Below are 13829 nucleotides of genomic sequence, written 5' to 3' on the forward strand. Positions count from 1 at the left end.
ATAATTTTCAGAAAAATTCAACATCGGATAAAATCTTGTTATAAATGAGATTTATCTATCATAAATTATTAGTTTCGACTTTCTTATATTATTGCAATACACTAAAACAATTATCCCTTTATTTTTTTCCATAAAAAAGCATGATAGAACGGAAATAATATAATTCCGTTCTATCATGCTTTTGTTTCTTATTTCCAACTTTTTAGTTCCATACCAGGGCGGCCATTCATAGCTAAATCCCCACGAATACCTGATTGATACATTTCATAGGCAGCTGCACCAATCATTGCAGCATTATCTGTACATAATTTTAACGGTGGTACGTAAAACGGAATACCTTCTGCTTTAAATGCATTCTCCAATGCCGCTCGCAGCCCTTTATTTGCCGATACGCCACCAGCTGCAATAACTTGCTTTACATGAAATTCACGTGCCGCGCGTACTGTTTTTGCTGTTAATACTTCCACAACACTATCCTGGAATCCTTTTGCGACTTTCTCAGGAATAATTTCTTCCCCACGCTGATCCATATTATGCTTGTAATTAATAACAGCCGATTTTAAGCCACTAAAGCTAAAATCATAAGAACCATCTTCCAACCATACCCGTGGAAAAGGTACAGCTTCGGTTGCTTCGTGCGCCAAACGGTCAATATGCGGTCCACCCGGATATGGCATATTTAATACACGTGCAACTTTATCATAGGCTTCACCAGCCGCATCATCACGAGTTTCACCGATTACTTCAAATATGCCATGTTCACGCATTAGGACAAGTTCAGTATGTCCACCTGACACAACTAATGCCAACAATGGGAATTCCATAGGCTGAACAAGATTGTTAGCATAAATATGCCCTGCAATATGATGAGTACCGATTAACGGTAAGCCGTGAACAAATGCAAAAGCTTTTGCCGCATTAATCCCGATTAATAAAGCTCCTACTAGACCTGGACCTTCTGTTACCGCTACAGCAGTTAAATCTTTTGGTTCCATATTAGCCTGATTTAATGCTTCTTCCAATACAATTGTTACCTGCTCTACATGATGGCGTGAAGCAATTTCAGGAACAACTCCTCCAAAGCGCTTATGACTGTCAATTTGTGATGACACAACATTTGAAATAATTTCCGTTCCATTTTTAATGATCGCTGCTGCTGTTTCATCACAGCTTGTTTCTATTGCTAATATATAGTTATCCATTATAATTTCACCCACATTACTAACGCATCTTCATGATTATCCGTATAGTATCCTTTTCGAAGTCCACCCTCTTGGAATCCAAGCTTGCGATATAAATTTTGTGCAACCGTATTAGTCACACGTACCTCTAAACTCATGACATCCATATTAGCTTCTTTGGCTATTCGCATCGCCTCACGCATCAATCCTTCACCGATACCTTGACCACGCACAGAGTTCACAACAGCTACATTTGTGATTTGAGCTGCATCAATAACAAGCCAAATTCCACAAAAGCCGATAATGTCACCTGTCTCATTTTCAGCTACTAAGTAATGAGAAAATTGATTTTCTGTCATTTCATAATAAAACGACTCCAGAGTCCATGGTGTTGGAAATGTGGCAAGCTCAATTGCATGGACAGCCGGAACATCGTCAATCACCATTTTACGATACTGAACCATTAGTGTTGCTCCTTTTTTTGTTCCTTAATCCAGTTCGCTTCTGCTTCTGCAATACGGCGATATTGGGGAACAAATGTATGAGTAGATTCAATGTCCGGTAATGGCATTTGCTGAGCTAAGGCTATTAGCTCGGAAGCTCTCGGTAAATCCATTGTATAAGGTGCTCTTATGGCTAAATCACCTAATACATGCTGGATTTTTTCAAAGTATACTTCAACATCGCTCCCTATAAATAAAATGGGACGATTAAGTTGTTGAAGCTTAAGTAATAACCCGTCTATATGATCGTGATAATCTTCAATCATTGTATTTAAACTACCTAATTCATAAACCGCTGCATATACATTTTGACGACGAGCATCGATTAAAGAACAAATCGCATAATTAGAAATACGGGCATTGGCAGCCAGCACTTTTAAGCTGGAAACTCCTACTAAAGGTTTTTTCAATGACCAAGCTAAAGTTTTGGCAAGGGTAACACCTATACGGACACCCGTATAAGAGCCAGGTCCTTCCGAAACAGCAATAGCCTCTATCTCTGCTGGCACTAATCCTGCTTTTTTTATTACTTCTTCAATGGCAGGCATAGCACCTACTGAATGCGTTAACTTTATATTTTGTACAACCTCAGCCAGCACTTTATTTTCCTTCACTATTGCGACAGAAAGCGGTGCATTTGCTGTTTCAATTCCTAACCAAATCATTTTAATAACTCCTCACAAAGGCGAATATATTTTCCGCCAATTGGTTTCAATACAAATTTACGTTTCGTTTCATCAATACGGGTAATTTCTATTGCTAAACGTTCCTCTGGTAAATCCTCATCAATTAAATGGGCCCATTCAACAACTGTGACCGCATCGCCAAAAAAGATTTCCTCCCACCCTAAATCTTCATCGCTATCGGCTAAACGATAGACATCTAAATGATTTAGTGGAATTCGCCCTTCATACTGTTTCATAATCGTAAACGTTGGACTATTAACTGTACGTTTTACACCCAGACCTTTTGCAAAGCTCTGTGTAAAAGTCGTTTTACCAGCACCTAAATCGCCTTCAAGCGTAATTGTATATTGGGGTTGAACTAAACCCGCCAGCCTTATCGCAAGTGCTTGCGTCTCCTCAAGTGTTTCTATATATTTTTCGTATATCATTTAAAGTTGCTTCCTTCCACAAAAAAATCCATTACCTCTAGTTTACTTGAACTGAGGCAATTGTTCAAAATGTATCACTTTTAGTTGGATGTTTACAGGATAAAAACTATATAAAAAGAAAAATCTTATAAGCAAAATGCCTATAAGATCCATTTTAACGTGAAGAGTTACCTTTTCGTTCTACTATTTCTTTTTGGACTAAACCTTCCTCTTTAAATTGAAGACGATAAGCCTGTGTCAATAAAAATTCATCATTCCATTCATAAACTCCATTTTCTATTTCTTCACCTGCACCTCCCGTAATCCGAACTACCTCCAGATACGACATACCTTCTTCCAGCTTATTAAATTCCTCTTCGTTCATGTACTTCTGCCACGAATACGCATTACCTTCTTCAATTTCCAAAATTTCATCAGTACATGCAGAAACGAGCATCATTAGAAAGAAAACCAGACAAATAGATAGGTAGATAATAAAACCCTTTTTATTCATCAGTATCCCTCCTTTACTTATGTATATAGCGGACTTTTCCCGTAACATCGCACTATAAAACATTTCTGTAGCATAAAAAAGGTTTAGTAAAGGAATTTCCCCTTTACTAAACCTCTTGTAATGAACTTATTGAATCTTAATTAAAAACCTGGTACCCACCCTGGTCTAGATTGCAGTCTTTTTAGTAATGGACTTGGAAGAACAGTATCGATGTTCTCATTGTAAGCTGTATGAACTTGCTCTCCCTTTTCAACTTTTTCAACCCAGTGAGGTTCAATAAGTAAGGCACGACCTAGTGCTACTAAATCTGCTCCTAACTGTAATGCATGTTCTGCTTCTTCAACAGTATATATTGAACCAACACCAATTAAAGGCTTTCTACCATCTAATAAATTTTGAATAGCGGAAATGCGATTTTGTTGCCCTTTTTCAAAGCGATGTGTCTCAGAACGGAAGTCACCTAGTGAAATATGCAAGTAAGTTAGCTCTGTTTTAGCTAATTCATCTACTAACATAATTGTATGATCCATCGTAATTCCATCTTCTTCTGGCTCTTCTGGACTAAATCGATAACCAACAATGAACGATTCATCTGCATACGTATTTTTAACTTTTAAAACTTCTTCGACTATCTCTAAAGGGAAACGCATCCGTTTATCGATCGTCCCACCATATTCATCGATTCTTTTATTTGTAAATGCTGAGTAGAATTGCTGAATTAAATACGTATTCGCTCCATGGATTTCAACCCCATCAAAGCCTGCTTGAATTGCTCGTCTTGTTGCTTCTCCATATGCCTTAATAATTTGTTTCGTTTCATCGAGTGTTAATGGTCGTGCTTCATTTTTTTCTATAGTAATAGCTGCACTTGCGCTTACAACATCGCCATTTGGAACTAAATGCTGAAGTGACTGACGACCGCCATGATGAATTTGCAGTACCGCCTTAGCGCCACCTTGTTGAATAGCTTGTGCAATCTTTTGTAAGCTTGGGATATAGTGATCCTCATGAGCTGCTATTTGCCCCGGAAATGCCTTTCCATTTGCCGCAACATAAGCACATGCCGTAATAATCATGCCAGCTCCTGAAGCACGTTCTTTATAATAAGCAATCTCTTCATCAGAAACTGTATCATCTTCGTTAGCCGAATATGTTGTCATTGGGGCCATTACAAAGCGGTTTCTAAGTTCAACCTTTTCATTTAACTTTACCTTTTCAAAAAGTGCCTTCATTACTTAATTCCTCCTTTGCTATGACTATGACTTTATCTAAACAATCAATTATTTTCAAGCAACAGCTACTAAACTTATAAGTTTGCTTTTGGAATGTTTTATATTGGCACTAGTGGATGGGGAAATGTTCATGCCATCAACAGAAAATAAAATAAGCGGAGTTTTTCCGGTTATTTGTAGAAGGGCACTAGTTTAAGTTTTAAATAAAGGTCTAATTTCTGGTTATTCATGGAAAAAGTATGTATTAATTATATTTTTGTGATCATAGGCGGAATTCTTCCGTTTATTTTCGCCTTTTTTTAATTTAATTTCTAAATAAACGGAACTTCTCCCTCTATTTTTTGACGAAAAAAAACCACTGAAAATTCAGTGGTTTTGCGTGTGCGAAGCGACGTCCTACTCTCACAGGGGGAAGCCCCCAACTACCATCGGCGCTAAAGAGCTTAACTTCCGTGTTCGGTATGGGAACGGGTGTGACCTCTTTGCCATCATCACTTCACTTGCACATGGATGTGCTGGCGTCTACGTTACCACAGGACGTGGTGCTTTTAGTAGACGTTCCTTTATTAGGCTTCTTTCGAAACCTGTAGAAAGAATCATTCTTTCAAAACTGGATAAACGTTTCATTGAATTTGTGCAATAAAATGTGGTTAAGTCCTCGACCGATTAGTATTCGTCAGCTACATGCGTCACCGCACTTCCACCTCGAACCTATCTACCTGATCGTCTTTCAGGGGTCTTACTTACTTGCGTAATGGGAAATCTCATCTTGAGGGGGGCTTCATGCTTAGATGCTTTCAGCACTTATCCCGTCCACACATAGCTACCCAGCGATGCCTTTGGCAAGACAACTGGTACACCAGCGGTGTGTCCATCCCGGTCCTCTCGTACTAAGGACAGCTCCTCTCAAATTTCCTACGCCCACGACGGATAGGGACCGAACTGTCTCACGACGTTCTGAACCCAGCTCGCGTACCGCTTTAATGGGCGAACAGCCCAACCCTTGGGACCGACTACAGCCCCAGGATGCGATGAGCCGACATCGAGGTGCCAAACCTCCCCGTCGATGTGGACTCTTGGGGGAGATAAGCCTGTTATCCCCGGGGTAGCTTTTATCCGTTGAGCGATGGCCCTTCCATGCGGAACCACCGGATCACTAAGCCCGTCTTTCGACCCTGCTCGACTTGTAGGTCTCGCAGTCAAGCTCCCTTATGCCTTTACACTCTTCGAATGATTTCCAACCATTCTGAGGGAACCTTTGGGCGCCTCCGTTACTCTTTAGGAGGCGACCGCCCCAGTCAAACTGTCCGCCTGACACTGTCTCCTACCCCGCTAAGGGGCATGGGTTAGAAGTTCAATACAACCAGGGTAGTATCCCACCGACGCCTCCTCCGAAGCTGGCGCTCCGGGATCTCTGGCTCCTACCTATCCTGTACAAGTTGTACCAAAATTCAATATCAGGCTACAGTAAAGCTCCACGGGGTCTTTCCGTCCTGTCGCGGGTAACCTGCATCTTCACAGGTACTATAATTTCACCGAGTCTCTCGTTGAGACAGTGCCCAGATCGTTACGCCTTTCGTGCGGGTCGGAACTTACCCGACAAGGAATTTCGCTACCTTAGGACCGTTATAGTTACGGCCGCCGTTTACTGGGGCTTCAATTCACAGCTTCGCTTGCGCTAACCGCTCCTCTTAACCTTCCAGCACCGGGCAGGCGTCAGCCCCTATACGTCACCTTACGGTTTTGCAGAGACCTGTGTTTTTGCTAAACAGTCGCCTGGGCCTATTCACTGCGGCTTCTCTAGGCTATGCACCCAAAGAAGCACCCCTTCTCCCGAAGTTACGGGGTCATTTTGCCGAGTTCCTTAACGAGAGTTCTCTCGCACACCTTAGGATTCTCTCCTCGACTACCTGTGTCGGTTTGCGGTACGGGCACCTCTCACCTCGATAGAGGCTTTTCTTGGCAGTGTGAAATCAGGAACTTCGCTCATAAGAGCTCGTCATCACAGCTCAACGTTATAGTATGCGGATTTGCCTACATACACGCCTTACTGCTTGAACACGCGCAACCAACGGCGTGCTTACCCTATCCTACTGCGTCCCCCCATTTCTCAAACGGTGAGGAGGTGGTACAGGAATATCAACCTGTTGTCCATCGCCTACGCCTATCGGCCTCGGCTTAGGTCCCGACTAACCCTGAGCGGACGAGCCTTCCTCAGGAAACCTTAGTCATACGGTGCATGGGATTCTCACCCATGTTTCGCTACTCATACCGGCATTCTCACTTCTAATCGCTCCACCAGTCCTTCCGGTCTGACTTCAACGCTATTAGAACGCTCTCCTACCACGCATACTCAAAGTATGCATCCACAGCTTCGGTGAATCGTTTAGCCCCGATACATTTTCGGCGCAGCGTCACTCGACCAGTGAGCTATTACGCACTCTTTAAATGATGGCTGCTTCTAAGCCAACATCCTGGTTGTCTAAGCAACGCCACATCCTTTTCCACTTAACGATTACTTGGGGACCTTAGCTGGTGGTCTGGGCTGTTTCCCTCTTGACTACGGATCTTATCACTCGCAGTCTGACTCCCGTGTATAAATATCCGGCATTCGGAGTTTGTCTGAATTCGGTAAAGCGAGATGCCCCCCTAGTCCAAACAGTGCTCTACCTCCGGTATTCTCAATCACGAGGCTAGCCCTAAAGCTATTTCGGAGAGAACCAGCTATCTCCAGGTTCGATTGGAATTTCTCCGCTACCCACACCTCATCCCCGCACTTTTCAACGTGCGTGGGTTCGGGCCTCCAGTGAGTGTTACCTCACCTTCACCCTGGACATGGGTAGATCACCTGGTTTCGGGTCTACGACCACGTACTAATTCGCCCTATTCAGACTCGCTTTCGCTGCGGCTCCGTCTTCTCAACTTAACCTCGCACGTAATCGTAACTCGCCGGTTCATTCTACAAAAGGCACGCTATCACCCATTAACGGGCTCTAACTACTTGTAGGCACACGGTTTCAGGATCTATTTCACTCCCCTTCCGGGGTGCTTTTCACCTTTCCCTCACGGTACTGGTTCACTATCGGTCACTAGGTAGTATTTAGCCTTGGGAGATGGTCCTCCCGGATTCCGACGGAATTTCACGTGTTCCGCCGTACTCAGGATACACTCTGGAGGGAATGAACTTTTGACTACAGGGCTTTTACCTTGTTTCGCGGACCTTTCCAAGTCGCTTCGTCTAATTCATTCTTTTGTAACTCCGTATAGAGTGTCCTACAACCCCAAAGAGCAAGCTCTTTGGTTTGGGCTCTTCCCGTTTCGCTCGCCGCTACTCAGGGAATCGAATTTTCTTTCTGTTCCTGCAGGTACTTAGATGTTTCAGTTCCCTGCGTCTGTCCTCATCACGCTATGTATTCACGTGTAGATACTATCCGATTAAAGATAGTGGGTTCCCCCATTCGGAAATCCCCGGATCAAAGCTTACTTACAGCTCCCCGAGGCATATCGGTGTTAGTGCCGTCCTTCATCGACTCCTAGTGCCAAGGCATCCACCGTGCGCCCTTATTAACTTAACCAAAAGTTAACACTTAGATAAAATCTAAGATTTAAGTTTACACGTCAATTGCTTGACTTGTTACATTTCTATAAAATAGAAATTTGTTTTATTGCTATCAATGTCGTTTTATCCAGTTTTCAAAGAACGAAATGCGGTTCAATCATACAAGATGAATTAAACCAACAAGGTTTTGAAGTATCTCATTCAATTAAGAATGAACCTTCAAAACTGAACAGCAAACGTTAATGTTTCATTCCCCAAGGGAATGATTCCGAAATAATCCTTAGAAAGGAGGTGATCCAGCCGCACCTTCCGATACGGCTACCTTGTTACGACTTCACCCCAATCATCTATCCCACCTTCGGCGGCTGGCTCCATAAAGGTTACCTCACCGACTTCGGGTGTTACAAACTCTCGTGGTGTGACGGGCGGTGTGTACAAGGCCCGGGAACGTATTCACCGCGGCATGCTGATCCGCGATTACTAGCGATTCCGGCTTCATGTAGGCGAGTTGCAGCCTACAATCCGAACTGAGAACGATTTTATCGGATTAGCTCCCCCTCGCGGGTTGGCAACCGTTTGTATCGTCCATTGTAGCACGTGTGTAGCCCAGGTCATAAGGGGCATGATGATTTGACGTCATCCCCACCTTCCTCCGGTTTATCACCGGCAGTCTCCTTAGAGTGCCCAACTAAATGATGGCAACTAAGAATAAGGGTTGCGCTCGTTGCGGGACTTAACCCAACATCTCACGACACGAGCTGACGACAACCATGCACCACCTGTCACCGTTGCCCCCGAAGGGGAAACTATGTCTCCATAGTGGTCACCGGGATGTCAAGACCTGGTAAGGTTCTTCGCGTTGCTTCGAATTAAACCACATGCTCCACCGCTTGTGCGGGCCCCCGTCAATTCCTTTGAGTTTCAGTCTTGCGACCGTACTCCCCAGGCGGAGTGCTTAATGCGTTAGCTGCAGCACTGAGGGGCGGAAACCCCCCAACACTTAGCACTCATCGTTTACGGCGTGGACTACCAGGGTATCTAATCCTGTTTGCTCCCCACGCTTTCGCGCCTCAGTGTCAGTTACAGACCAGACAGTCGCCTTCGCCACTGGTGTTCCTCCAAATCTCTACGCATTTCACCGCTACACTTGGAATTCCACTATCCTCTTCTGCACTCAAGTTCCCCAGTTTCCAATGACCCTCCCCGGTTGAGCCGGGGGCTTTCACATCAGACTTAAGGAACCACCTGCGCGCGCTTTACGCCCAATAATTCCGGACAACGCTTGCCACCTACGTATTACCGCGGCTGCTGGCACGTAGTTAGCCGTGGCTTTCTAACAAGGTACCGTCAAGGTAGCGCCAGTTACTACGCTACTTGTTCTTCCCTTGCAACAGAGTTTTACGAACCGAAATCCTTCTTCACTCACGCGGCGTTGCTCCATCAGACTTTCGTCCATTGTGGAAGATTCCCTACTGCTGCCTCCCGTAGGAGTCTGGGCCGTGTCTCAGTCCCAGTGTGGCCGATCACCCTCTCAGGTCGGCTACGCATCGTTGCCTTGGTGAGCCGTTACCTCACCAACTAGCTAATGCGCCGCGGGTCCATCTTATAGTGACAGCCGAAACCGTCTTTCAACTTTCAAACATGTGTTTAAAAGTATTATTCGGTATTAGCCCCGGTTTCCCGGAGTTATCCCAATCTATAAGGTAGGTTACCCACGTGTTACTCACCCGTCCGCCGCTAAATCAGAGAGAAGCAAGCTTCTCTCATCATCCGCTCGACTTGCATGTATTAGGCACGCCGCCAGCGTTCGTCCTGAGCCAGGATCAAACTCTCCATAAAAGTAGTTTGAAAGCTCATTTGCTTTGCTAGCGATTTAACTTAATTAAAAGTTAAAATCTATTGTTTGCTTCATTTAAGAAGCTTGTTTCATTAACGTTGCTTGTTCAGTTTTCAAGGTTCATTGTGTTGTCGTTAGCGACAACTTTTATATCATATAACATCCATTTTAGAATGTCAACAGTTTTTTAAAAAAACTGGAGCGGGTGATCGGAATCGAACCGACAACATCAGCTTGGAAGGCTGAGGTTTTACCACTAAACTACACCCGCATTTTATTATTTTATATTTTTGGCGCGCCCGACAGGAGTCGAACCCATAACCTTCTGATCCGTAGTCAGACGCTCTATCCAATTGAGCTACGGGCGCAAGTTAAAAGTTACTTGGTGCGGCCGAGAGGACTTGAACCTCCACGGGGTTGCCCCCACTAGGCCCTCAACCTAGCGCGTCTGCCATTCCGCCACGACCGCTTCATTCGACTTTAATTATTATACATCTTTAAAATAATTTGTCAATATGAAAACTGGTGAGCCATGAAGGACTCGAACCTTCGACCCTCTGATTAAAAGTCAGATGCTCTACCAACTGAGCTAATGGCTCCAAAATGGCTGGGGAACCTGGATTCGAACCAGGGCATGACGGAATCAAAATCCGTTGCCTTACCGCTTGGCTATACCCCAATAAATGGCGGTCCCGACCGGGATCGAACCGGCGATCTCCTGCGTGACAGGCAGGCATGTTAACCGCTACACCACGGGACCATAAGTAAACTATAATATGAAATTAAAAGTGGTGACCCGTACGGGATTCGAACCCGTGTTACCGCCGTGAAAGGGCGGTGTCTTAACCACTTGACCAACGGGCCTATAATGGCTCCGAAGGCAGGACTCGAACCTGCGACCTGCCGGTTAACAGCCGGATGCTCTACCAACTGAGCTACTTCGGAATAATCATTTCTTAGCGACATCATCTTGTCGACTTTTATTATTATAGATATCGAAATAAGGTTCGTCAACACTTTTTAATAATTTTTTCAAAAAAATAATTTACTTCCTTATTATATATAAAAAAACATATTCACCTGAAAAGCACATAATTTATCTTTTCCTTTATTCTCTACTATTTAAACATTTTATTAAATTAAATTTCACTTCGCAAAAATTTAATTTTCCCTTGGCATATGCTACAAGAATACCTTTTTACATCCATCTTTTTTTTCCTTCTATAAATCTGCCCACAACTTACACAACTATACATATGAACTACCTTTTTCTTTAGCTGCTTAGTTGGCTGCTCTATTGTAGAACAAAATCTTGGCGCTCCAACCTTTTTCAATAAATTGCGGAAATCCGCATCTCGATGCTTATAGCCCATCCCTAAAATATGTAAATGATAATGGCAAAGTTCATGTAAAATAATCCCCTTGAGCTCTTGTAACCCGAAATGATCATAAAGCTTTTTATTGAGTTCTATATTGTGACTACTTAACAAATACCGTCCACCCGTTGTTTTTAAACGACTATTAAAATACGCTTTATGAACAAAAGGTCGGTTAAAATATTCATTAGATAACTGTTCTACAAGTTCTTGAAGTTGTTCATCTGTCATACGCTACCTCCCCACACATAATAAAAAGCACATATTAATTTATGCGCTTTTTATTATAATTCATATTTATTTTCTTTACACGTTTAGTTGATTTTCCGGTGAGAGCATCGTTAATGAAATACGCCCTTTACTTGCTTCTACCTTTTCTACCCATACCGTCACAATATCACCTAATGATACGACATCTAACGGATGCTTTACACGTCCCTTTTGCAATTTAGATATGTGAACTAGACCATCTTGTTTTACACCAATATCAACAAACGCCCCGAAATCCACAACATTTCGAACAGTTCCTTGCAATTCCATTCCTACTTGTAAATCATCCATCTGCAATACATCTGTTTTTAGTAAAGGCTGTGGAAATGCATCTCGAGGGTCACGCGTTGGCTTTATTAAAGTATCAATAATATCCTTCAAGGTTACTTCCCCGACATTTAGTGTTTCACTTAATGTTGATAAACTTAATTTACTAATAGCCTCTTCTGCCTTTTGCGTACCTACATCTTTTTTTGTTACGCCCGCTGCCTCCAAAATTGCTTCAGCCAGTTTATAGCTCTCTGGGTGAATACCGGTTGCATCTAATGGGTTTTTTGCTTCTGAAATACGTAAAAAGCCAATTGCTTGTTCATAGGTTTTGGCACCTAAACGCGGTATCTTTTTAAGCTGTGTCCGTGAAGAGAAGGATCCATTTTCACTTCGCATAGCTACAATATTTTCAGCCACTGTTTTGGATAGCCCTGATACATATTGTAAAAGTGATGCAGATGCCGTATTCACATCAACCCCCACTTGGTTTACTGCAGTTTCTACAATGAACGTCAATGATTCAGCCAGCTGTTTTTGAGATACATCATGCTGGTACTGACCTACACCGACAGCTTTCGGATCAATTTTCACCAACTCGGATAGTGGATCCTGTAAACGGCGTGCAATTGATACGGCACTACGTTGTTCTACTTGTAGATTCGGGAATTCCGCACGTGCCACTTCCGATGCTGAATACACCGATGCCCCTGCTTCATTTACAATAACATAGGCAATATCCCCATCAGTTTCTTTCAATAACTCCGCAATAAATTGCTCTGTTTCACGAGATGCTGTACCGTTCCCTATCGCAATAATACTAATTGGATATTTTTTCAGTAATGCTTTAACAGCCTCTTTTGCTTTTGATGGATCTGATGTTGTATGCGGATAAATAACCCCAACTTCAATCATTTTCCCTGTCTCATCAACTACCGCTAGTTTACAACCTGTGCGGTAAGCAGGGTCTACACCTAGTACAACTTTTCCGCGCATTGGAGGCTGCAATAATAGATTTCTCAAGTTTTCCGAAAAAATGTGAATTGCTTGTGCCTCAGCTTTTGAAGTAAGTTCCGCCCGCAATTCGTTCTCAATGGATGGTTTAATTAAACGTTTATAGCTATCAGTAATCGCTGATTTAACTTCATTCACAGACGGGCCTATAAAGTTTCTAGGAATAAAGTAATTTTCCATTTGAGCAGTGGCTTTATCTACAGGTACTTCAATTGAAACTCTTAATACTTCTTCTTTCTCCCCACGATTCACCGCCAATGTACGGTGCGGGGCCATTCGGTGGACAGGTTCCTCATATTCATAATACATTTCAAATACTTGCTTCTCATCCTTATCCGCATTTTTCAACATAGTCACGAGCTTTCCTTCTCGCCAAGAAAGAGTACGTAGTTTTTCGCGAACTGTAGCATCATCTGCAAATCGCTCCGCTAATATGTCACGCGCACCTGTCAATGCGTCTTCAATCGTTATTACACCTTGTTCTTCGTTTAAAAACGGATTCGCAAGCTGTTCTAAAGATTGCTTACTAAATTTTAATATTTGTTCTGCCAACGGTTCTAAGCCACGCTCTTTTGCAATTGTCGCTTTGGTACGGCGTTTTTGCTTATACGGACGGTATAAATCTTCCACTCGTTGTAAAACTGTTGCTGCATTAATTGATGCTTGTAACTCCTCGGTTAACTTCCCTTGCTCATCAATCAAGCGAACTACTTCTTCTTTACGTGTTTCGAGTTGTTGTATGTAATGGTAGCGGTCTTCTACTGCCTTAATTTGAACTTCATCCAAGGAACCTGTAACTTCTTTTCGGTAGCGTGCAATAAAAGGTACGGTATTGCCCTCTTCTAATAACCCAATAACTGCTTGCGCTTGTTTTGGTTCTACATTCGCATCTTTGGCGATTATCTGTAACATTTTTTGTTGCTCCATTATGCCACTCCTTTAAATTTTAAACTGCCTTTAGTGTATCACTTATGGATAAGTAT

8 protein-coding genes, 8 tRNA genes and 3 rRNA genes are annotated in these 13829 nt (G+C 43.0%); all 19 read right to left on the bottom strand.

Annotation, left to right across the window (positions count from 1 at the left end; genetic code table 11):
* Positions 1-188: 188 nt before the first annotated feature.
* The 19 genes from tsaD to MKY13_RS18470 all read right to left on the bottom strand — a co-directional run bounded on the left by tsaD (position 189) and on the right by MKY13_RS18470 (position 13773).
* A complete protein-coding gene (tsaD, locus tag MKY13_RS18380; protein WP_191701834.1) occupies positions 189-1202 on the bottom strand; it encodes a tRNA (adenosine(37)-N6)-threonylcarbamoyltransferase complex transferase subunit TsaD in 1014 nt (337 codons plus the stop codon).
* Positions 1202-1645, bottom strand: a complete 444-nt coding sequence (rimI, locus tag MKY13_RS18385) for a ribosomal protein S18-alanine N-acetyltransferase (RefSeq protein WP_191701835.1) — start codon at positions 1643-1645, stop codon at positions 1202-1204. The genes tsaD and rimI overlap by 1 nt, the downstream gene beginning before the upstream one ends.
* Positions 1645-2349, bottom strand: coding sequence for a tRNA (adenosine(37)-N6)-threonylcarbamoyltransferase complex dimerization subunit type 1 TsaB (gene tsaB / locus MKY13_RS18390; RefSeq protein WP_191701836.1), 705 nt, complete (start codon positions 2347-2349; stop codon positions 1645-1647). Before tsaB ends, rimI begins: the two co-directional genes overlap by 1 nt.
* A complete protein-coding gene (gene tsaE / locus MKY13_RS18395; protein WP_191701837.1) occupies positions 2346-2798 on the bottom strand; it encodes a tRNA (adenosine(37)-N6)-threonylcarbamoyltransferase complex ATPase subunit type 1 TsaE in 453 nt (150 codons plus the stop codon). Before tsaE ends, tsaB begins: the two co-directional genes overlap by 4 nt.
* A gap of 154 nt (positions 2799-2952) precedes the next feature.
* Entirely contained in the window at positions 2953-3291 is a 339-nt protein-coding gene (locus MKY13_RS18400) for a hypothetical protein (protein ID WP_191701838.1), read from the bottom strand.
* Between the two features lie 140 nt (positions 3292-3431).
* Positions 3432-4523 (bottom strand): NADH-dependent flavin oxidoreductase, encoded by a 1092-nt coding sequence (locus MKY13_RS18405; RefSeq protein WP_191701839.1) that lies wholly within the window; start codon positions 4521-4523, stop codon positions 3432-3434.
* Between the two features lie 383 nt (positions 4524-4906).
* Positions 4907-5022 (bottom strand): 5S ribosomal RNA (gene rrf, locus MKY13_RS18410).
* 147 nt (positions 5023-5169) lie between these two features.
* Positions 5170-8098 (bottom strand): 23S ribosomal RNA (locus MKY13_RS18415).
* A 268-nt stretch (positions 8099-8366) separates the two neighbouring features.
* Positions 8367-9921: ribosomal RNA gene (locus tag MKY13_RS18420) — 16S ribosomal RNA — on the bottom strand.
* Together the 16S, 23S and 5S rRNA genes with 8 tRNA genes alongside form the textbook arrangement of a ribosomal RNA operon.
* 195 nt (positions 9922-10116) lie before the next feature.
* Positions 10117-10190 (bottom strand) — tRNA-Gly (locus tag MKY13_RS18425).
* A 20-nt stretch (positions 10191-10210) separates the two neighbouring features.
* Positions 10211-10287, bottom strand: a tRNA-Arg gene (locus MKY13_RS18430).
* Between the two features lie 15 nt (positions 10288-10302).
* A tRNA-Leu gene (locus MKY13_RS18435) sits at positions 10303-10388 on the bottom strand.
* 54 nt (positions 10389-10442) lie between these two features.
* Positions 10443-10518, bottom strand: a tRNA-Lys gene (locus tag MKY13_RS18440).
* Between the two features lie 5 nt (positions 10519-10523).
* A tRNA-Gln gene (locus MKY13_RS18445) sits at positions 10524-10598 on the bottom strand.
* 5 nt (positions 10599-10603) lie between these two features.
* A tRNA-Asp gene (locus MKY13_RS18450) sits at positions 10604-10679 on the bottom strand.
* Positions 10680-10708: 29 nt separating this feature from the next.
* Positions 10709-10783 (bottom strand) — tRNA-Glu (locus tag MKY13_RS18455).
* A gap of 5 nt (positions 10784-10788) precedes the next feature.
* Positions 10789-10864, bottom strand: a tRNA-Asn gene (locus MKY13_RS18460).
* 194 nt (positions 10865-11058) lie between these two features.
* Complete coding sequence (locus tag MKY13_RS18465) at positions 11059-11526, bottom strand: SprT family protein (RefSeq protein WP_191701337.1); 468 nt, start codon at positions 11524-11526, stop codon at positions 11059-11061.
* Between the two features lie 75 nt (positions 11527-11601).
* A complete protein-coding gene (locus tag MKY13_RS18470; RefSeq protein ID WP_339214370.1) occupies positions 11602-13773 on the bottom strand; it encodes a Tex family protein in 2172 nt (723 codons plus the stop codon).
* Positions 13774-13829 lie beyond the last annotated feature (56 nt).

This window comes from Solibacillus sp. FSL W8-0372 (genome assembly GCF_037969735.1).
Classification (GTDB): domain Bacteria; phylum Bacillota; class Bacilli; order Bacillales_A; family Planococcaceae; genus Solibacillus; species Solibacillus faecavium.